Origin of the sequence: Xanthomonas euroxanthea (assembly GCF_903989455.1) — a bacterium.
GTDB classification, from domain to species: Bacteria; Pseudomonadota; Gammaproteobacteria; order Xanthomonadales; family Xanthomonadaceae; genus Xanthomonas; species Xanthomonas euroxanthea.
In genome coordinates this window covers 2,972,110-2,992,543 of the sequence record NZ_LR861803.1, presented here as the reverse complement: position 1 = coordinate 2,992,543, position 20,434 = coordinate 2,972,110, and the positions used below count along the sequence as shown (strand labels likewise).

13 protein-coding genes are annotated in these 20,434 nt (G+C 66.2%); 11 read left to right on the top strand and 2 right to left on the bottom strand.

The features are described 5' to 3' along the window. Window positions 1-255 precede the first annotated feature (255 nt). Together H7A86_RS12505 and H7A86_RS12500 are read left to right on the top strand one after the other, a co-directional pair. Window positions 256-3,153 carry a TonB-dependent receptor gene (locus tag H7A86_RS12505; RefSeq protein WP_119131376.1) on the top strand — a complete coding sequence of 966 codons (2,898 nt, stop codon included), beginning with the start codon at window positions 256-258 and terminating at the stop codon, window positions 3,151-3,153. A 142-nt stretch (window positions 3,154-3,295) separates the two neighbouring features. Beyond that, entirely contained in the window at window positions 3,296-5,671 is a 2,376-nt protein-coding gene (locus H7A86_RS12500; protein ID WP_119131377.1) for a glycoside hydrolase family 127 protein, read from the top strand. A 329-nt stretch (window positions 5,672-6,000) separates the two neighbouring features. Here the strand turns inward: H7A86_RS12500 and htpG are convergent, their stop codons facing one another. Continuing rightward, a complete protein-coding gene (gene htpG / locus H7A86_RS12495) occupies window positions 6,001-7,905 on the bottom strand; it encodes a molecular chaperone HtpG (protein ID WP_119131378.1) in 1,905 nt (634 codons plus the stop codon). Between the two features lie 171 nt (window positions 7,906-8,076). On the opposite strand from htpG, the gene rsmD reads away from it, so the two are divergent. The 6 genes from rsmD (at window position 8,077) to H7A86_RS12465 (ending at window position 14,162) form a co-directional block, all read left to right on the top strand. Next, window positions 8,077-8,766 carry a 16S rRNA (guanine(966)-N(2))-methyltransferase RsmD gene (rsmD, locus tag H7A86_RS12490; RefSeq protein ID WP_180708149.1) on the top strand — a complete coding sequence of 230 codons (690 nt, stop codon included), beginning with the start codon at window positions 8,077-8,079 and terminating at the stop codon, window positions 8,764-8,766. Next, window positions 8,763-9,269, top strand: coding sequence for a pantetheine-phosphate adenylyltransferase (gene coaD, locus H7A86_RS12485; RefSeq protein ID WP_104582103.1), 507 nt, complete (start codon window positions 8,763-8,765; stop codon window positions 9,267-9,269). The genes rsmD and coaD overlap by 4 nt, the downstream gene beginning before the upstream one ends. Before the next feature lie 47 nt (window positions 9,270-9,316). Then, window positions 9,317-9,814: a hypothetical protein gene (locus tag H7A86_RS12480; RefSeq protein ID WP_164739854.1), complete on the top strand. Its 498-nt coding sequence runs from the start codon at window positions 9,317-9,319 to the stop codon at window positions 9,812-9,814. 231 nt (window positions 9,815-10,045) lie between these two features. Further along, a complete protein-coding gene (locus H7A86_RS12475) occupies window positions 10,046-10,330 on the top strand; it encodes a YfhL family 4Fe-4S dicluster ferredoxin (protein WP_029220241.1) in 285 nt (94 codons plus the stop codon). Beyond that, window positions 10,327-12,105, top strand: a complete 1,779-nt coding sequence (gene ggt / locus H7A86_RS12470) for a gamma-glutamyltransferase (RefSeq protein WP_119131380.1) — start codon at window positions 10,327-10,329, stop codon at window positions 12,103-12,105. Before H7A86_RS12475 ends, ggt begins: the two co-directional genes overlap by 4 nt. A gap of 287 nt (window positions 12,106-12,392) precedes the next feature. Next, the gene (locus tag H7A86_RS12465) at window positions 12,393-14,162 is read left to right on the top strand and encodes a glycoside hydrolase family 9 protein (RefSeq protein ID WP_119131381.1); all 1,770 of its coding nucleotides are present in this window, start codon (window positions 12,393-12,395) and stop codon (window positions 14,160-14,162) included. A gap of 235 nt (window positions 14,163-14,397) precedes the next feature. Here H7A86_RS12465 and upp read toward each other — a convergent pair whose 3' ends face one another. Beyond that, window positions 14,398-15,030, bottom strand: coding sequence for a uracil phosphoribosyltransferase (gene upp / locus H7A86_RS12460; protein ID WP_024940024.1), 633 nt, complete (start codon window positions 15,028-15,030; stop codon window positions 14,398-14,400). 151 nt (window positions 15,031-15,181) lie between these two features. Here upp and H7A86_RS12455 point away from each other — a divergent pair, with 151 nt between their 5' ends. Genes H7A86_RS12455 through H7A86_RS12445 form a run of 3 tightly spaced genes read left to right on the top strand, consistent with a single transcriptional unit; the run spans window position 15,182 to window position 20,252 of the window. After that, a complete protein-coding gene (locus tag H7A86_RS12455) occupies window positions 15,182-17,743 on the top strand; it encodes a TonB-dependent receptor (protein WP_180707873.1) in 2,562 nt (853 codons plus the stop codon). Then, complete coding sequence (locus H7A86_RS12450; RefSeq protein ID WP_425509721.1) at window positions 17,740-18,876, top strand: phytase; 1,137 nt, start codon at window positions 17,740-17,742, stop codon at window positions 18,874-18,876. Before H7A86_RS12455 ends, H7A86_RS12450 begins: the two co-directional genes overlap by 4 nt. Further along, window positions 18,873-20,252, top strand: coding sequence for a purple acid phosphatase family protein (locus tag H7A86_RS12445; RefSeq protein ID WP_119131532.1), 1,380 nt, complete (start codon window positions 18,873-18,875; stop codon window positions 20,250-20,252). Before H7A86_RS12450 ends, H7A86_RS12445 begins: the two co-directional genes overlap by 4 nt. Window positions 20,253-20,434 lie beyond the last annotated feature (182 nt).

The following is a 20,434-nucleotide window of genomic DNA, read 5'->3' as shown; positions in this document are numbered from 1 at the left end:
ACATTGTGACCAGCTGATGAAACTGGAGCGCATGGGCGCCTCCGGTGCGGAACCAATACCCTTTCCGACAACACGCGCTGCTGCGTGACCCTGTGTGGTCGTGCGCGTCGCAGGTTGTCTGCGTGTCTGCAGCACAGCGCTGGCGAGAAGTTTCGCTGCGTGCGCGTCTGCCATCCATCTTGCCCTGCGCTGGCGTCCGCCGGCACGGGTGTGTGTTGCCCATCGTTTGTCTGCCATACGAATCAGGAGCCTTGCATGCCGATGCCGCTGTTGCCTTTCTCCCGGACCTCCGGCACGCCCACGCGCCCGGTGCCGAGCATGCTCAGCGCCGCATTGCTGCTGGCGCTGTCTGCAGGCGTCAGCGCACCGGTGTTTGCGCAGCAGGCCGGCGGCAGCGGTGATGCGCCACAAACGCTGGACAGCGTGGTCGTCACCGGCTCGCGCCTGCGCCGCGTGGATACCGAAACCGCCAACCCGGTGGTCACGGTCAGCCAGGAACAGATCGCCGCGACCGGCAAGGCCACGGTCGGCGATCTGCTGCAGGAGCTGCCATCGATCGCCGGCAACGCCACCAATCCGTATACCAACAACGGCGGCGGCACCGGTGCGTCGGCCATTTCGCTGCGTGGTCTGGGCGACAAGCGCACCTTGGTGCTGGTCAATGGTATTCGTCTGGCCTACAACGACGTCAACGCGATTCCGTCCAGCATGATCGAGCGCATCGAAGTGCTCAGCGACGGCGCCTCTGCGGTGTATGGCTCCGACGCCATCGGCGGCGTGGTCAATTTCATCCTGCGCAGCCAGTTCGATGGTGTGCAGTTCAGCAGCGACTTCGGCACCAGCAGCGAAGGCGACGGCAACCGGCGCAACTTCACCCTGACCACCGGCAAGACCTGGGAGCGTGGCAGCCTGATCGGCGGCCTGTCGTACCACAACATCGATCCGGTCTCGGCAGCGGCGCGCGACTATTCCAGGGACGCGCTTGCGTTGACCAACGGGCAACCGGTGAAGCAGGGCTCGTCCGCAACGCCGACCGGCACCGTGAATTTCAACGATGGCTCGGATCAGTCCACGCAGCTTGCGCAGGCCATCGGCTGCGGGCGTGTCACCCTCAACAGCGGCGTCAGCGGTCGCGCCGGCCCGGGCGATTTCCACTGTTACAACACCAGCGCCGACTCCTACAACTACCAGCCGTTCAACCTGTTGCAGACCCCACAAAAGCGCACCAATGCGTTTTTGCTTGGCACCTATCGTTTCACCGACAACGTCGAGGGCTACGTCAACACCTGGTTCAGTAAAACCGAATCCGCCTCGATCGTTGCGCCGATCCCGATCTTCTCCAACGGCGACAACATCCTGGTGTCGTCGCAGAGTTACTACAACCCATTCGGCGTAAACTTCGGCACCGATCGCAGCACCGGCACCTCGTACAACGACCTCAACACGCGCGCCACCGTGCTGGGCAATCGCAGCTATCAATACAACACCTACAACTTCCAGATCAGCCCCGGTTTGCGCGGCCGCTTCGGCGACAGTTCCTGGCAGTGGGATGCCACCTTCAACTACGGCAAGGTCAAACAGAAGTCGATCAACAACGGCTTTCTCGACTATGCCGCGTTCAACCAGGCCATCGGCCCCTCGTTCCTGGACAGCGATGGCGCAGTCACGTGCGGCAGCGCAGGCGCGGCGATTGCCGGCTGCACACCGCTGAACTTCTTCAACCTCAACGACAGCGCCAACCTGTCCACCTTGCAGGGCATGGTGGTCAACCCGATCGTGACCAGCGTCTACACGGTCAAGCAATTCGAGGCCAATGCCAACGGCTCGCTGTTCGATCTGCCGGCCGGCACCGTCAGCCTGGCAACCGGCGTCTCCTATCGCAAGGAGCGCTCGACCACCGCCTCCGACCCGCTATGGACCGGCGATGAAGACGGCCTGTGCGGGGTGATCGAATTCTGTTCGTCCACCCTGGTCGGCAGTTTCGACGTCAAGGAAGCCTATGCCGAGGCGCTGTTCCCGCTATTGAAGGACTTGCCCGGCATCAACGCCTTGAACATCACCTTGGGTACGCGCTTTTCCGATTTCAGCTCGGTGGGCAGCAAGACCAACAGCAAGGTGTCGCTGGAATATCGCCCGATCGAGAACCTGCTGATCCGCGGCACGGTGTCGGAGGTGTTCCGCGCACCCAACATCAACGAACTGTATGCCGGCGTGGCCGGCGATGCGGCCACCGTCAACGACCCCTGCAATGGCTACACCGGTGGCAACAGCGTGGCCTGCGCCAATGTGCCCACCGACGGCAGCTACCAGCAATCCGATGGCCAGGTGTCGGGCAAGGTGTCCGGCGCGGCGGTGGCCGGGTACCAGCTCAAGCCGGAAACCGGCAAGTCCTACGACGTGGGTTTGGTCTACGACCCGCAGTGGATCGACGGCCTGTCGCTGAGCGCGGACTGGTGGCGCATCGATCTGGAAGACACCATCACCACGGTGTCGGCGCAGACCGTGCTCAATCAATGTTTCGCCAATTCGGCCAGCGCCTTTTGCGCGTTGATCCATCGCAACGGCAACGGCACCATCAATTACATCGCCGAACCCACCGTCAACCTGGGCAAGCTGTGGGCCAAGGGCCTGGACGTGAACCTGACCTATCGCGCGCCGCCCACCGCGTGGGGCAATCTCAGCGCCGGGCTCAACGGCACCTATCTCACCCGCTATGACGTGCTGCCCGATACCACCGACCCCAGCTCGGTCACCATCCACAACGTGGGCCGCTATACCCAGGCCTACGGCAACTTCCCGCGCTGGCGCGCGCTGGGCACGGTGAGCTGGGCGTTGGGCGACTGGAGCGCCACCTGGCGCATCCGCTATGTGGGCCACACCGCCATCGGCAGTTCGGACCCGGACCAGAGCCTGTCGGCCGATTCCAGCGAACCGATGGTGGTGCGCAAGATCGGCGCCTACGTCTACAACAACCTGCAGCTCGGCTACAACGTCGAGCCGTGGCACACGCGTTTTGAGGTGGGCGTGGACAATATCGCCAACAAGCAGCCGCCGCTGTACTACTCCAACAACGTCGGCAATGCCAATACCGATGTGGCCACCTACGATCTGCTGGGTCGGTTCTACTGGGCGCGTGCCACGGTGAAGTTCTGATCGGGCGGTTTGTCGCCGGTGCGTGCGGCCAGATGTCATCGGTCGCGCGCATGTCTGTGCGGTCGCGGGCGTGCGCGGCTGCGCAGGTGTGTGTCGCAATGGCGCGCGGTCTGTGCGCGCCGACAGGAGTTAAGCTGAGCCCATGACGGATATGCATGCAAGCAACTTGCCCGACGACCACGCGCCGAGTCTGTCACGGCGGCGCTTTCTGGCCTGGAGCAGCCTGGCGGTTGCGGCGGGTTTCCTGAGGTTTCCGGCGCAGGCCAGTGCCGCGCAACCCGGTAGCGTGCGCGCCGTGTCGCTGGCGCAGGTGCGGCTCACGCCGTCGCTGTTCCTGGACGCGCTGCAGACCAATCGTCGCTATCTGATGCGGCTGCAGCCGGACCGGCTGCTGCACAACTTCGTGCTGTACGCAGGGCTCGATCCCAAGGCCAAGGCATACGGCGGCTGGGAGGCGGATACCATCGCCGGGCATACGCTGGGCCACTATCTCAGCGCGCTGGCACTGATGCATGCGCAGACCGGCGATGCGCAATGCCGCGCACGCGCAGCCTATCTGGTGGGCGAGCTGGCGCGGTGCCAGGCACACGCAGGCGATGGTTACGTGGCCGGCTTCACCCGCAAGAATGCCGCAGGCAAGATCGAAAGCGGCCGCGCGGTGTTCGATGAGCTCAAGCGCGGCAAGATCGACCCGGCCCCGTTCTACCTCAACGGCAGCTGGGCACCGCTGTACACCTGGCACAAGCTGTTTGCCGGCCTGCTCGACGTGCATGCGCATTGCGACAATGCGCAGGCGCTGCAGGTGGCGGTGGGCCTGGCCGGCTATCTGCAAGGCGTCTTCGCCGCACTCGACGACGCCCAGCTGCAGAAGGTGCTGTCATGCGAATTCGGCGGCCTCAACGAATCCTTCGTCGAGCTGCATGTGCGTACCGGCGATGCGCAGTGGCTAGCGCTGGCGCAGCGTCTGCACCACCACGCCGTGCTCGACCCACTCATCGCCCAGCGCGACGAGCTGGTGCACCAGCATTCCAACACCAACATCCCCAAGCTGATCGGCCTGGCACGCGAGTACGAAGTCACCGGCGATGCCGCCTCGGGCGCGGCGGCGCGCTTCTTCTGGCACACCGTCACCGACCACCATACCTACGTGATCGGCGGCAACGGCGACCGTGAGTACTTCCAGCAGCCGGACAGCATCTCGAAGTTTCTCACCGAGCAGACCTGCGAGCACTGCGCCAGCTACAACATGCTCAAGCTCACCCGCCATCTGTACCAGTGGGGCCCGCAGGCGGAGTTCTTCGACTACTACGAGCGCACGCTGCTCAACCACGTGATGGCGCAGCAGCATCCGCGCACCGGCATGTTCACCTACATGACACCGATGCTGGCCGGCGAAGCACGTGGCTGGTCGTCGCCATTCGACGATTTCTGGTGCTGCGTCGGCAGCGGCATGGAAGCGCATGCCCAGTTCGGCGATTCGATCTACTGGCAGGACGGGCAGGGCGTCTACGTCAACCTGTATGTGCCCTCCAGCGTGCGCGACGCCGCCGGGCTGGACATGACCCTGCACAGCACGATGCCGGAGCAGGGCAGCGCCTCGCTACGCATCGATGCCGCGCCGGCCGAGCAACGTACGCTCGCACTGCGCGTGCCCGGCTGGGCGCAGTCGCCGCTGCTGCATCTCAACGGCCAGCCGGTCGATGCGGCCGTCAGCGAAGGCTACCTGCGCATCACCCGCCGCTGGCGCGCTGGCGACACGCTCACCCTGTCGTTGCAGATGCCGTTGCGCCTGGAAGCCACACCCGACGACCCGGCCTGGGTCTCGCTGCTGCGCGGGCCGCTGGTGCTGGCGGCCGACCTGGGCGATGCGGCAAAACCCTGGTCGGGCAAGGCCCCGGCACTGATCGGCGGCGATGAGGTGTTGCAGCGCCTGCAGCCGGTGGCAGGCCAGGCCGCGTTCGACTACCGCGACGGCGATCAGCACTGGCGCTTCTCGCCGTTCTACGCCCAGTTCGATCGCCGCAGCGCGCCCTACCTGGAGCATCGCGACACAGCCGCATGGCAACAGCACCAAGCCGAACAGGCCGCAGCAGACGCGAAACAACAGGCGCTGGACGCCCGCGCACTGGACCGCATCGCCCTGGGCGATGAAGCATCCGAAAAAGCCCACGGCCTGCATAGCGAAAGCTCCTACGCACTGAGCTACCGCCGCCGCGCCGGCCGCGATGCCCGCACCGGCGGCTTCATCGCCTTCACCCTGCGCAACACCGCCCGGGCCCGCATCCTGCGCCTGCGCTATTGGGGCGACGAAACCCGCCGCCGCTTCCGCATCCTCGCCGACGGCGAACTCATCGCCAACGAACGCCTGGACGGCAACCGCGGCCTGGACTTCGTCGATGTGGATTACGCCTTGCCTGCAGCGGTGGCAGGCCGCGACACGCTGCAGATCCGCATCGAGCCGGAAACCGGCTACTCGGCCGGGCCGGCGTTCGGGTGCTGGGTGCTGGAGTCGGCGTAAGCGCCGCCGCGGCTGGTCTTCAATGACATTGCCTGCGCTTTGGCCGGAGCGCGCACGATGCGCGCAGGCATCGCGACGCACCCGGCCATGATCCCGACAACGAGGACCCGATAAGCGTCCGACTGATTTTTTCCTAGGGCCGCATTCGGCAAGACTATCGTCATCGTCCCATGTGCATCTGCGTTATGGAGGAGTGCGAGCCGTTACCGAGGCGGTGTGGTGTTGGATACCGCTGTCGCCGCTCTTCCAATCGTCGCCACGAGACAGGCCCAAAAAAAAAGACCGGCGCATGCGCCGGTCCTGGTGTGTCACGAAAGGTGTCGCAACCCTTACGCCGACAACTCCAGCAACAACTTGTTCAACCGCTTCACATAGCCGGCCGGGTCCTTGAGGCTATCGCCCGCTGCCAGCGCGGCCTGGTCGAACAGCACCCGGCTCAGATCGCCGAAGCGGTCCATGTCGGCTTCCGCATCCAGCTTTTCGATCAGCGGGTGGGCCGGGTTGAATTCGAATACCGGCTTGGTCTCCGGCACGGCCTGGCCGCTGGCTTCCAGCAGCTGACGCATCTGCAGGCCGAGGTCGCCCTGGCCGATGGCCAGGATTGCCGGGGAATCGGTCAGGCGGTGCGAGACGCGCACTTCGGCCACGTCGTCGCCCAGGGCAGCCTTGATGCGCGAGGCCAGGCCTTCCTTGGACTTGGCGACTTCTTCCTGCGCCTTCTTGTCTTCCTCCGAATCCAGCTTGCCCAGGTCCAGGTCACCGCGTGCCACGTCCACGAACGACTTGCCGTCGAATTCGGTGAGGTAGCTCATCAGCCATTCGTCGATGCGGTCGGTGAGCAGCAGCACTTCGATGCCCTTCTTGCGGAACACTTCCAGGTGCGGGCTGTCCTTGATCTGCGCGTAGCTTTCGCCGGTGAGGTAGTACAGCTTGTCCTGGCCCTCGGCCAGGCGGCTCACGTAGTCGGCCAGGCCCACGCTCTGCGCGCCGGTGGTGTCATGCGTGGAGGAAAAGCGCAGCAGGCCGGCGATCTTTTCGCGGTTGGCATAATCCTCGGCCGGGCCTTCCTTCAACGCCTGGCCGAAGTTGCGCCAGAACGTCGCATAGTCGTCCGGCTTGTCCTTGGCCAGTTTCTCCAGCATGTCCAGCGAGCGCTTGGTCAGCGCCGACTTCATCGAATCCACGACCGGGCCGGATTGCAGGATCTCGCGCGAGACATTGAGCGACAGGTCGGACGAATCCACCACGCCCTTGATGAAACGCAGGTACAGCGGCAGGAACTGCTCGGCCTGGTCCATGATGAAGACGCGCTGCACGTACAGCTTCAATCCCTTGGCCGAATCGCGGTGATACAGGTCGAACGGGGCGCGGCCGGGTACGAACAGCAGCGAGGTGTACTCCAGCTTGCCTTCGACCTTGTTGTGGCTCCACGCCAGCGGGTTGCCGGCATCGTGGGCGACGTGCTTGTAGAACTCCTGGTACTCCTCGTCCTTGATTTCGGACTTGGGCCGCGTCCACAGCGCGCTGGCGCGGTTGACCGCTTCCCATTCGGGCTCGGCGGGCACGTCGGCCGCTTCGCCGTGGTGCTCCTTGCGCATCTCGATCGGCAGGCCGATGTGGTCGGAATACTTCTTCAGGATGCCGCGCAGCGTCCAGCCGTCGGCAAAGCTGCCTTCGCCGTCCTTCAGGTGCAGCACGATGCGGGTGCCGCGCTCGGGCTTGTCGACGCTGGCCACTTCGAACTCTCCCTCGCCACGCGAGGACCAGTGCACGCCCTCGTTGGCCGGCAGGCCGGCGCGACGCGAGTAGACATCGACCTGGTCGGCGACGATGAAGGCGCTGTAGAAGCCGACGCCGAACTGGCCGATCAGGTTGGCGTCCTTCTTCTGGTCGCCGCTCAGGTGCTTGAGGAAGTCGGCGGTGCCGGACTTGGCGATCGTGCCCAGATGCGAGACGGCGTCCTCGCGGCTCATGCCGATGCCGTTGTCGTCGATGGTGACGGTGCGCGCGTCCTTGTCGTAATCCACGCGAATGCGCAGCTCGCCGCCGCCTTCCAGCAGCTCCGGCTTCACCAGTGCCTCGAAACGCAGCTTGTCGGCGGCGTCGGCGGCATTGGAGACCAGCTCGCGCAGGAAGATTTCCTTGTTCGAGTACAACGAATGGATCATCAGCTGCAGCAGCTGCTTGACCTCGGTCTGGAAGCCAAGCGTCTGCTTGTCGGTTTCAACGGTCATTGGGGTCGTGCTCCATGGTGGCCCAGGCCGCAACGCGGCCGATGGCCTGGGGGATGAGGCCGTGTGGGGATTTTTCAAGGCGAGCGTGCGCCAGATCGCCTGCGTCGATGCCGGTCGGGGAGGGCGGTTGCGGCAATCGCGGCGGTATCATGGCCGGCCAACCGTCCTGCCCTGAGCCATGTCGCCATCCGTGCCGCCGCTGTCCCGCCCCCGTTCGCCCGCACCCGGCGCGTGGCGATGAGTCGCCCCGCACGGCCGGCGCCACGCGGCGCGGAAGGGCAGGTGCGCATCGTCGGTGGGCGCTGGCGCAACACCAAATTGTCGGTGCCGGACCTGCCCGGCCTGCGCCCGAGCAGCGACCGCGTCCGCGAGACGGTGTTCAACTGGCTGATGCCGCGCCTGCCCGGCGCGCGCGTGCTGGACCTGTTCGCCGGCTCGGGCGCGCTGGGCCTGGAGGCGGTATCGCGCGGCGCGGCACACGCGACCCTGATCGAACGCGACCCTGGCCTGGCGCAGCGCTTGCGCCAGCACGTCACCCGGCTGGACGCGGCCGACCAGGTGCAGGTGCTGCAGGAAGACGCATTGCGCTGGCTGGAGCGCGCGCCGGTGGCGCAGGCCAGCATCGTGTTCGTCGATCCGCCGTTTGCTGCCGGCCTGTGGCCCAGCGTGCTGGAACGCCTGCCCGCGCACCTGAGCGCCGATGCCTGGCTGTATCTGGAAGCCCCGGCCGAGCTGCCGCCGCAGGTGCCGGCCGGCTGGCACCTGCACCGCGAAGGCGCCACCCAGCAGGTGCGCTATGCGCTGTACCGCCGGGCCGCTGCTACACTGAACGGCGATCCGACCCCGGTAGTTTCCGTATGAGCGTGGCCAATAGCCGCACCGCCGTCTATCCCGGTACCTTCGACCCGATCACCAACGGGCATATCGATCTGGTGAACCGCGCCGCGCCGTTGTTCGAGCGCGTGGTGGTCGGCGTGGCCTACAGCCCCTCCAAGGGCCCGGCCCTGCCGCTGGAACGTCGTGTGGAGCTGGCCCAGGAAGCTCTGGCCGCGCATGCCAACGTGGAAGTGCGCGGCTTCGACACGCTGCTGGCCCACTTCGTGCGCGACATGGGTGCCGGCGTGCTGCTGCGCGGCCTGCGCGCGGTGTCCGACTTCGAATACGAATTCCAGATGGCCAGCATGAACCGCCATCTGATCCCGGAGGTGGAAACGCTGTTCCTCACCCCGGCCGAGCAGTACAGCTTCATCTCGTCCTCGCTGGTGCGCGAAATCGCGCGGCTGGGCGGGGACGTGTCCGGTTTCGTTCCAGCTTCGGTCGTCGAAGCCCTGCGGCAGGTGCGGCAAGCCCGCGCGCAGGCCTGATTCTCTAGCAGTCACATCACCACATGCTTTTCAAAGGGAGGAGTTTCATGAAACACACCATGCGCGCGCTGGCGCTCGCTTCGATCGCCGCTCTGGCCGTCACCGCCTGCAAGAAGGAAGAGCCGGCACCGACCGCCGCCGCGGCTCCCGCGCCGCTGAAGGCGCCGGCCAAGGACGACAACGCCGGCTGGAAGAAGTACCTGCAGGAAGTGGTCGGCCAGAACCTGGGCGCCACCACCAACAGCCCGTTCCTGTACTACTTGCCGCCGGAGTCCGATGCTGAATTCGCCGGCAGCTACGAGCGTCAGCTGGAAAGCGTCAAGACCGCACTGGCGCGCGGCGTGCAGCCGGGCAACATGCTGGCCTTCGGTTCGTCGGCTTCGACCAAGATGGCCGACCTGATCGACGCCGCGTTCAAGGACGTGCAACCGGATTCGATGAAGGGCGTGCGCGTGCTGTTCATCGGCGATGCCGCCGAGAATGCCCGCGTGCAGGCCATCGTCCAGCCCAAGGGCGTGGAATACACCTTCGTTGAAGCCAAGTAATGCCGTACCGGGCCGGATGCGCGGGAGGGCGCGTCCGGCCGCCGTGCGCAATCGCGGCATGCCGCTGATTCCGCACCCCATCGGGGCCGGTCCGCTCGGACCGGTTGCCGACCACGTGCGTGGCGGTGTCCATGCCTGGCCCCGGGCCGGGCGCGTTGGCGTCCGGCAGCACGTTGCGTTCCAGCGCCTGGCGTTGCATCGCGCCGCGTCGCATCGCATGGTGGTGCCGCCATGTCGCTGAAGATCAACGAGCTCTGCGTCAACTGCGATGTCTGCGAGCCGGCGTGTCCGAATCAGGCCATCTCGATGGGCGAAACCATCTACGTGATCGACCCGGCACGTTGCACCGAGTGCGTGGGCCATTTCGACGAGGCGCAATGCGTGGTGGTGTGCCCGGTCGAATGCATCGACCCGGATCCGGACATCCCGGAAACCCACGATCAATTGCTTGCCAAGCTCATGCAGCTGCAGCGCGATCACCCCGAACTGTACGAACAGGAGCCTCCCGCCCCGTGAGCATCTTTTCCCGACGTTTTCCTTCGCGCGGCCTGTTGCTGCTGGCCTTCGTACTGGCACCGCCGGCCTGGTCGGCCGATGGCGCCAGGCCGGCGGCGGCCGCGTCCTCGCCGGTGGCGGGGCATCCGCCCGGTGCGGCGATCGCCAGCGGGCACGCACTGGCCACCGACGCCGGCCTGCAGATCCTGCGCGAAGGCGGCAATGCGTTCGATGCGGCAATCGCGGTGTCGTCCACGCTGGCGGTGGTCGAGCCGATCAGCTCGGGCCTGGGCGGCGGCGGCTTCTTCCTGTTGCACGATGCCAAGACCGGCAAGGACGTGATGCTGGATGCGCGCGAGACCGCGCCCGAGTCGGCCAGCGAGGCGCAGTTCCTCGACAAGCAGGGCGCGCTGGACCGCGACCGCTCGGTCAACGGCCCCTGGTCGGCCGGCATTCCCGGGCTGCCTGCAGCGCTGGTGGAGCTGGCCACCCGGCACGGCCGGCTGCCGTTGAAGCAGTCGCTGGCACCGGCGATCCGCATCGCCACCGAAGGTTTTCCGGTGTACGCGCGCATGGCCAAGGGCTATGCCTCGCGGCGCGAGGTGATGGAGCGTTATCCCGGCACGCGCGAGGTCTATCTGCGCGGCGGCAAGCCCATCGCCGAAGGCGACATCTTCAAGCAGCCCGAATTGGCGCACACCTTGAAGCTGCTCGGCGACAAGGGCTTTGACGGCTTCTACAAGGGCGAAACCGCCAGCAAGCTACTGGCCGGCGTCAAGCAGGCCGGCGGGCACTGGAAAGCCGCCGAGCTGGCCGGGTACCGGGTCAAGCAGCGCACGCCGATCCAGTTCGATTACCGCGGCTGGAAGATCACCACCGCGCCGCCGCCGTCTTCCGGCGGTATCGCACTCGCCGCCATGCTGCAGATCCTGGAAGGCTGGGAGCTGGACACGCTCGACGATGCGCACCGCACCCATCTGGTAGTGGAAGCGATGCGTCGCGCCTACCGCGACCGCACCTTCTTCCTCGGCGACCCGGACTTTGTGGCGGTGCCGCAGCGCGTGCTGACCAGCAAGGATTACGCGCAAGGCCTGCGCGCCACGATCAACCCGGACAAGGCCACCCCCAGCGACCTGCTGTCGGGCAATCCGACCCCGCTGGAAGACGACGAGACCACGCACTTTTCCATCATCGATGGCGAAGGCAACCGCGTCGGCGCCACCCAGACCGTCAACCTGCTGTACGGCTCGGGGCTGATCCCCAAGGGCACCGGCGTGCTGCTCAACGACGAGATGGACGACTTCGCGCTCAAGCCGGGCACGCCCAATGCCTTCGGCGTGATGGGCTACGCGGCCAACGCCCCCAAGCCGGGCAAGCGCATGCTCAGCTCGATGACGCCGACCTTCATGGAATCGGCCGACAAGGTCGCGGTGATCGGCACCCCGGGCGGCAGCCGCATCATCACCATGGTGCTGCTCGGTATCCTGGGCTACGACGCCGGCCTGGACGCACAGCAGGTCAGCGCCTTGCCGCGCTACCACCACCAGTGGCTGCCGGACGTGATCGAGGCCGAGAGCAACGCGTTCTCGCCGCAGACCGCCAAGGCGCTGCAGGCGATGGGGCATGCGCTCAAGCTGCCCGGCGACACCGCCGAGGGCGGCCGCGGTTCCAGCCACGTCTGGGGCAACCTGCAGACGGTGGAGTGGGACAAGCGCAGCAATGTGCTCACCGGCGGTAGCGACCCGCGCAACCCGGTGGGCAAGGCGCAGGTCCAGCTGGCGACACCTGCACGGTGAGTACCACGGCCTGCTCCGTGGGCGGGGCAGGCATTACACGGCCAACGATGAGAGCCGGCTTGTACTGAGGCGCGGGCCTGGCCTGTCGGTTCGGCGCAGGCGGCACAGGCGCCGAACACGCGGCGCGGCGAACCGTGTCCCTGTCTCGGCAACTATGTGCAGCACGCCTGCACCGGCCTGAGTGGGGGCCGGAAGGTCACTGGCTGCCTGCAGCAATACGGTTTGGTGCTGTGTCCTATGTCGGGATTGGACTTGTCGCTGTGCATCGATTTGGCGACCATCGCGGCATGACCATTTTGCAGACCCTGCTCACCGCCGTGGCGATCGCATCGCCCATCGCCGCCTGCGCGGCCGATACGACCGGCACTGCCGGCATTCCCGGCAGCGCGGCCGCTGCCGGCGCCGCGATCCACGTCAACCAACTCGGTTATCTGCCGGGCTCGGCCAAGCTGGCGGTGGTCGGCTTGCCGCCGCCCGCTGCGGCTGCGGCAGACCACTTCACGGTCGAGGATGCCAACGGCCGCCGCGTGCTGGAGGGCCGCTTGTCGCCGGCGGCCACCTGGGCACCAGCGGGGCAACAGGCACGCGTGGCCGACTTTTCCGCGCTGCGCGCCCCAGGGACGTATCGGGTGAAGATCGCCGGTTTGCCGACGTCGGATCCATTCCCGATTGCGGCCGGTGCCTACCAGCCCGTCGTGGATGCCTCGCTCAAGGCGTTCTACTTCAATCGCGCCAGCACCGCGCTGCCGGCGCAGTTCGCCGGGCGCTATGCACGTGCGGCCGGGCATCCGGACACCGATGTGCGCATCCATCCTTCTGCTGCGTCTGCCACGCGCCCGGCCGACAGCGTGATCCGTGCGCCCAAGGGCTGGTACGACGCCGGTGACTACAACAAGTACATCGTCAATTCCGGCATCAGCACCTACACCTTGCTGGCCGCCTACGAGCAGTATCCGGCGCTGTTCAAGGCGCAGCCGCTGACCATCCCCGACGACGCCCCCGGCGTGCCCGGCATCCTGCAGGAGACCTGGTGGAACCTGGAATGGATGCTGGCCATGCAGGACCCGGCCGATGGCGGCGTGTACCACAAGCTCACCGACAAGCAGTTCGATGGGCTGGTGATGCCGGACCAGGCCAGGCAGCAGCGCTACGTGGTAATGAAAGCCACTGCCGCCGCGCTGGATTTTGCCGCGGTGATGGCTGCTGCCAGCCGCGTGTATGCGCCGTTCGACGCGCAGTATCCGGGCGCGTCGGCACGCATGTTGAAGGCCGCGCGCAGCGCCTGGGCGTGGGCGCAGCAGCATCCGGATGTGATCTACCGCCAGCCCGACGATGTGCGCACCGGCGGCTACGACGACGCGCAGGTGGACGACGAATTCGCCTGGGCCGCGGCCGAGCTGTACGTGAGCACGCGCGAGGACGGCTTCTATGACGCAATGATGGCGCGCAACGTGCCGGCCAGCGTGCCGGGCTGGAGCAACGTCGGCGGCCTGGCCTGGATGTCCCTGGCCGAACATCGCGACCAGCTCACTCCGCATGCCGATCGCGCACGCATCACCCGTGAGATCACCGATCTGGCACAGCGGCTTGCCGAACAGTGGCAGGCCTCGCCCTGGCGTCTGGCGATGACCAACACCGATTTTGTGTGGGGCAGTAATGCAGTCGTGCTCAACCGCGCAATGATGCTGATGCAGGGCTATCGGCTGACCCGGCAGCGGCCGTATCTGGACGCCGCGCAGTCGCAGCTGGATTACATCCTGGGGCGCAATCCGTTGGGGCTGTCGTTCGTCACCGGGGTCGGGCTGCGCAGCCCGCTGCATATCCATCATCGCCCCTCCGAGGCCGACGGCATCGACGCACCTGTGCCGGGCTGGCTGGCCGGCGGCCCGCAACCGGGCCAGCAGGACGCCAAGGACTGCAAGGTGGCCTATCCCTCCAGGCTGCCGGCGCTGTCGTACCTGGACGACACCTGCAGTTATGCCAGCAACGAGGTGGCAATCAACTGGAACGCGCCGCTGGTGTATGTGAGCGCGGCGATCGAAGCGTCCACGCGCTGAGGCGGCGGGCTCCAGGCGGCAGTGCGATTTTCCCTTCTCCCACCGGGAGAAGGTGGCGCGCAGCGCCGGATGAGGGTGCGGCAGCGGCAGCAACACCGACACACCGTACCCTCACCCCAACCCCTCTCCCGTGGGGAGAGGGGCTTCAATCCGCCGATTACCTCACCGGCGCTATGCCAGCGCGATCGGCAATCGCCCAGCGCGCACCAGCTTTTGATTTGGTCGCTTCAGACACTCACTCCACCCGCGTGCCGAAGATCCGGTCGCCGGCATCGCCCAGGCCGGGCAGGATGTAGCCCTTGTCGTTGAGGTGGTCGTCGATCGCGGCGGTGTAGACCTCCACGTCCGGGTGCACGGCTTCCAAGGCTTTCAAGCCTTCCGGTGCGGCCACTAAAAAGATGCCCTTGATCCGCCGCGCGCCGGCGCGCTTGAGCATGTCGATGGTGGCGATCAGCGTGCCGCCGGTGGCCAGCATCGGGTCCAGGATCAGTGCGTCGCGCTCTTCCAGGCGGCCGGTGAGGCGTTCGAAGTAGGGCACCGGCTGCAGGGTTTCTTCGTCGCGTTGCAGGCCGACCACGCTCACGCGCGCGGCCGGAATCAGCGCCAGCACGCCGGGCAACATGCCCAGGCCTGCACGCAGGATCGGTACCAGGGTGATTTTCGCGCCGGCAATCCGCTGCACGGTCACCGGGCCGGCCCAGCCGGGTTGCACGTGCGATTCGGTATCCAGATTGGCGGTGGCCTCGTAGGCCAGCAGTGTGCCCAGCTCGGTGACCAGTTCGCGGAAGCCCTTGGTGCTCAAGGCGGCATCGCGCAGCAGGCCGATCTTGTGCTGGACGAGGGGGTGACGGACTTCGACGATTTTCATGGGCAGCGACAGGCGGGAAAGACCCACAGTGTGCCGCAGCCAGCGGCAGCGTCGCCACACATTGGGCGTGATCGTGCTTGCAGATGTCATGTCAGTGAAACGTCGTAGACATAGTGTGCCCACCCATTCTTAACCGATTGGGGAAGCACCCGTGTTGAACAAGACTCCGCTGTGCCTGGCGATCACGCTGACGTTGGCGGCGGCCACGTGGAGCCCGCTTGCGCAGGCGGCCGAGGGTGCAGCAGCGGCAACCGGTGCCTCCGGTGCGGCAGCCATCGACCTGGAGCGCCTGGAAGTGCGCCCGCAGGTGGAATCGCAGGTGCGCGCGGTCGATCTCAAGCGGGGTTCCGATGCGATCCAGGATGCGGTCGCCTCCGATGCGCTGGGCCGGTATCCCGACAAAAATGTTGCAGAATCCTTGCAGCGCCTGCCCGGCGTCAGCGTCACCCGCGATCAGGGCGAAGGGCGCTTCGTGGTCATCCGCGGCCTGGATTCGGCGCTCAACAGCGTCACCATCGACGGCATGACCATGGGTACGCCGGAAGACGGCACGCGCTCGGCGCCGCTGGACGTGATTCCGTCCGACTCCACCGAGCGCCTGAAAGTGGTCAAGTCGCCGACCCCGGACATGCCGGGCGATTCCATCGGCGGTGCGATCCAGGTCGAGTCCACCTCTGCCTTCGATCGCGATGGCCGCACGCTGCGCGGCTCGATCGAAGGCAGCCACCAGTCGTTGTCGGGCAAGACCAGCCCAAAGGGCGCGTTCAACTACAGCGACATCTTCGACGGCACGTTCGGCGTCGCAGTGGGTGTGAACTACCAGGACCGCGAATTCGAATCGGACAACACCGAAGTGGCCTACGACAGCTTCGACGGCGGTGCGGCCGACGATCTGTTCGCCGGTGAAGTGCAGCGCCGCAAGTACTTCATCGAGCGTACCCGCATGGGCGCCAACCTCAACCTGGACTGGCGCCCGGACGCCGACAACCGCTATTACCTGCGTACGCTCTACAGCCGCTTCGACGATGCCGAAACGCGCCAGCGCACCATCTTCGGCCTGGCCGATGGGCAGGTCAGCGCCAATGGCGATGGCACCTACGCCGTGGCCGACCTGCCCGCCGATTCCATTTCCAAGCGCGTGCGCTACCGCACCAAGAAGGAAGACACCATGGCCTTGAGCGTGGGCGGTGAAAACCGTCTGAGCGCGGCCACGGTGGATTACAAGCTGGGCTACACCAAGACCACCGAGCGCGTGAACGATGAGATGGAAGCGCGCTTCAACTACGCCGGCGACGATCTGTCGGCCACGGTCGATCAGAACAGCGGCATTCCGCGCCTGGGGTTCTCCGACAATGGCTGGCAGCGCAACGACGATTTCGTATTCGACCGCTTCGTGCTGGCGCCCAAGCGGGTGGACGACAGCGAGCGCAGCGCGCAGGTCAACGTGCGCTTCGATGGCGAGCATTCCAGCCTGAAGATGGGCGTGCTCGGCCGCTGGCGCGAGCGCGATGTCAACGTGGACGAAAACGAGCTGCGTCGTGGCCCGGCGATCGATCTGCGCGACTGGACCACCGCCGCACCGGAACACCGCGGCGGCACGCTGGGCGAAAGCATCGGCTCGGACGGCATGCGCCGTTACTGGAATACCTCCGGCACTCTGTACAGCGCACGTCCGCAGGATGTGGGCGGCAACCTGCAGGTCTCGCTGCAGGACGACTACAGGGCCACCGAAGACGTGTTTGCGACGTACGCGATGGGCACCTGGGACATCGGTGCGCTGCGCATGATCGCCGGCGTGCGGGTGGAGAACACCCAGTTCGACGCCACCGGCAACCAGGTCGACGTGGCCGAGAACGGCCGCACCGCCACGGTGACGCCGCGCGAAGCCTCCAGCAGCTACACCAATGTGCTGCCGGGCCTGCATCTGCGCTACGACACCGGCAACGACTGGGTGCTGCGGTTCGCTGCCAACAAGACCTTGTCGCGGCCTGCGTTCGGCGATGTCTCCCCGCGCGTGAGCATCAATCGCGGCGACGAAGAGGTGAGCCTGGGCAATCCCGATCTCAATCCGTATCGCTCAAAGAATCTGGATCTGTCGTTCGAAAAGTACATCGGCAGCACCGGCCTGGTCTCGCTGGGCGTGTTCAACAAGTCGATCGACGACTACATCGTGCAGACCATCAGCACCAACGATGCCGAGTTCCCCAACCTGCAGGTGACGCGCTCGATCAACGGCGACACCGCAAAGGTGCGCGGCGCCGAATTCAATTGGCAGCAGGCGCTGGACTTCCTGCCCGAGGGCTGGAATGGCCTGCTGGTCGGCGCCAGCGCCACCGTGCTGGACAGCGATTTCAATCCCGGCCTGAGCGATCGCGCCGGCGACGACTTCACCTTGCCGCGCTCGTCCAAGCGCATCTACAGCGGCCACCTGGGCTATGAGAAGTACGGCTTCAGTGCGCGCGTTGCGGCGGTGTATCGCAGCGAGTACCTGGACACCATCGGCCAAAGCCGCGCGTACGATATCTACGTCGCCCCGCACACCCAGCTGGATTTCAGCATGAACTACCAATTCAACAGCCACGTCAGCCTGTATCTGGAGGCGCAGAACCTGCTGGACGAACCGCTGGAGCTGTACCAGGGCGTGCCCTCGCGCACACTGCAGAACGAAGAATACGGCCGCACCTATGCGCTCGGCCTGAAGGTGGCACTGTGATCGCAACGCGCACGCGGCTCCACACCACGTTACTCCACACCACACTGCTCGCCACCACGCTGGCGCTGACCGCCTGCGCCAGCGCACCGGCCGACCGCGAAGCCGACGAGGCGCTGTTGAAGGACCCCTTGCTCAGCGAGGCCAAGGTGGCGCACGAAGTGGTGCCGGAAGCCTTCATCACCGCGCTGACCCCGGCCGACAACCTGGATTCGCCGGCCAGCTGGAGTGCGCCCGATGGCAGCCGCTGGTTGATTGCCACCGCCAAGGCCACGCATGCGCTGGTGGTGTTCGATGGCGATAGCGGCAAGCGCCTGCGCGTGGTCGGCGGCAAGGGCAAGGCCCTGGGCAAGCTGGATCGGCCAAACGGAATTTCGGTCGTCGACGATCTGGTGTTCGTGGTCGAGCGCGACAACCGCCGCGTGCAGGTGTTCTCGCTGCCGGATTTCAAGCCGTTGACCAGCTTCGGCCAGGACGAATTGCGCGAGCCCTATGGGCTGTGGGTGCGCAAGCACGACGGCGGCTACGAGGTGGTGGTCAGCGACAACTACATGTCGCCGGCCAACAAGGATGAGCCGCCGCCGCTGGCCGAACTCGGTCAGCGTTTCCGTCGCTATCAGGTGGACGACGCAGGGCAGGGCTGGCAAGCGCGGTTGACCCAGAGCTTCGGCGATACCACCGAGGCGGGCGCGATACGGATCGCCGAGTCGGTGTTCGGCGATGAAGCCCATGCGCGCCTGATGATTGCCGAAGAGGATGTCGCCGTGGGCACGCAGTTGCGCGAATACGGGATGGACGGACGCTACCGCGGGCGCAATGTCGGCAGCGGCCTGTTCAAGGCGCAGGCCGAAGGCATGACGCTGTTTGCATGCAAGGACGGTAGCGGTTACTGGATCGCCACCGATCAGTTCAAGGACCGCAGCGTGTTCCAGGTGTTCGACCGCCAGAGCCTGGCGCATGTCGGCGCCTTCGCCGGCCGGGTGACCGCCAACACCGACGGCGTGTGGCTGGATCAACGTGGCGATGCGCGCTTCCCGGGCGGGGTGTTCTACGCCTTGCACGACGACCAGGCGGTGGCGGCCTTCGACTGGCGCGATATCGCGCGCACGCTGCGTTTGAAAGAATGCGCGCCATGATCGCCGCACGTGCGGCGCTGTCTTGCGCGCTGTTGCTGGTGGCGATGACGGGCACTGGATCGTTCGCCGCCGAGCGCGCGGCCGAACCCAACACCCAGGTGCCGGCCGGCTCCACCCACTATGTTGCCGACGGCTTTCCGGACCGCATCGTCGCCACGCCCGCGCAGGTGGCGGCGACCGGTTTCGCGGTGGCCTGGCGTACCGATGCCAGCGTCGACCAGCCGTGGCTGGAACTGGTGGTTGCCGGCGACTCGCCCGATGTGGGCACGCCGCGCCGCATCCGCGCCAGCACCACCACGCTGGCCAGCGAAAACGGCAGCTCGCATCACCACCGCGCCGATATCGACGGGCTGACGCCGGACACGCTGTATGCCTACCGCGTGCAGGGCAACCACACCTGGGGGGCGTGGAATCATTTCCGCACAGCCGCCACCGCGGATACGCCGCTGACGCTGCTGTATTTCGGCGACACCCAGAACAAGAACCTCAGCCTGGTCTCGCGGGTGATCCGCCAGGCCTGGCGCTCGGCACCGGATGCGCGGCTGGCGCTGTTCGCCGGCGACCTGGTCAGCGGCAAGGACGGCCAGGACGACAACGAATGGGCCGAGTGGTTCGACGCCGGGCGCTGGCTGCTGGAAGGCACCGCGGTGGCGCCGGCGCCGGGCAATCACGAGTATCACGAAGAGGGCGAGGACACCCCGCAGGCCACGCGCACGCTTGGCACGCATTGGCCGGTGACCTTCGCGCTGCCGCGTAACGGGCCATCGGCCACCGCGCGCACGAGCTACTGGTTCGACTATCAGGGCGTGCGCATCGCCGTGCTCGATGGCACCTCCGTTCTGGATCTGGGCACCGGCCCGGCACAGGCGCAGTGGCTGGACAAGGTACTGGCCGACAACCCGCACCCGTGGTCGATCGTGCTGATCCATCAGCCGTTCTTTTCCCCGCGCGCCGATCGCCAGAACGAGAAACTGGTCGAGCAGGTGCTGCCGGTGATCCGCCGCCACAAGGTCGATCTGGTGCTGCAGGGCCACGACCACACCTACGGCAGGCGCGGCGATACGGCAGGGCAGGCCACGCCGGTGTTCGTGGTCTCGGTGGCCGGGCCCAAGCAGTACCGGCTCTCGGACATGGCGCGCAAGACCATGCGTCCGGTCGGCGAGGACACCCAGCTCTACCAGGTGCTTCGCATCGACGCCCAGACCTTGCGTTACGAGTCGCGCACCGCCACCGGGCGTCTCTACGATGCATTCGAGCTGGAGCGCGGCAGCGATGGCGGCAAGCGACTGGTGGAGAAAGAGGCCGGACGCATCGCACCACGCGATTGCCCGCGCAGTGCAACCCTGAAAGGACGCGCCGACAGATGCTGGGAATGATGGGAACGCGGCACAGGCGAGCTGGTCTGGATGAGGCTGCCGTTCCGGATGACGACCCGGTGAGCAAACTTCGGTGCTGCATTGATTTTGCACATCGACGGTAAGCGTAACCATTTAAAATTGTGAATTACGTCACACTAATAATGGGACTACTGTTAGGGCCGACCGGGTCTCCACCCGGG

Excerpts from the sequence above, each read along its gene's own strand:
- H7A86_RS12505 (WP_119131376.1), top strand. The coding sequence starts at position 256 with ATGCCGATGCCGCTGTTGCCTTTCTCCCGGACCTCCGGCACGCCCACG.
- H7A86_RS12465 (WP_119131381.1), top strand. The coding sequence starts at position 12,393 with ATGACCATTTTGCAGACCCTGCTCACCGCCGTGGCGATCGCATCGCCC.
- coaD (WP_104582103.1), top strand. The coding sequence starts at position 8,763 with ATGAGCGTGGCCAATAGCCGCACCGCCGTCTATCCCGGTACCTTCGAC.
- H7A86_RS12445 (WP_119131532.1), top strand. The coding sequence starts at position 18,873 with ATGATCGCCGCACGTGCGGCGCTGTCTTGCGCGCTGTTGCTGGTGGCG.
- upp (WP_024940024.1), bottom strand. The coding sequence starts at position 15,030 with ATGAAAATCGTCGAAGTCCGTCACCCCCTCGTCCAGCACAAGATCGGC.
- H7A86_RS12480 (WP_164739854.1), top strand. The coding sequence starts at position 9,317 with ATGAAACACACCATGCGCGCGCTGGCGCTCGCTTCGATCGCCGCTCTG.
- htpG (WP_119131378.1), bottom strand. The coding sequence starts at position 7,905 with ATGACCGTTGAAACCGACAAGCAGACGCTTGGCTTCCAGACCGAGGTC.
- H7A86_RS12475 (WP_029220241.1), top strand. The coding sequence starts at position 10,046 with ATGTCGCTGAAGATCAACGAGCTCTGCGTCAACTGCGATGTCTGCGAG.
- H7A86_RS12500 (WP_119131377.1), top strand. The coding sequence starts at position 3,296 with ATGACGGATATGCATGCAAGCAACTTGCCCGACGACCACGCGCCGAGT.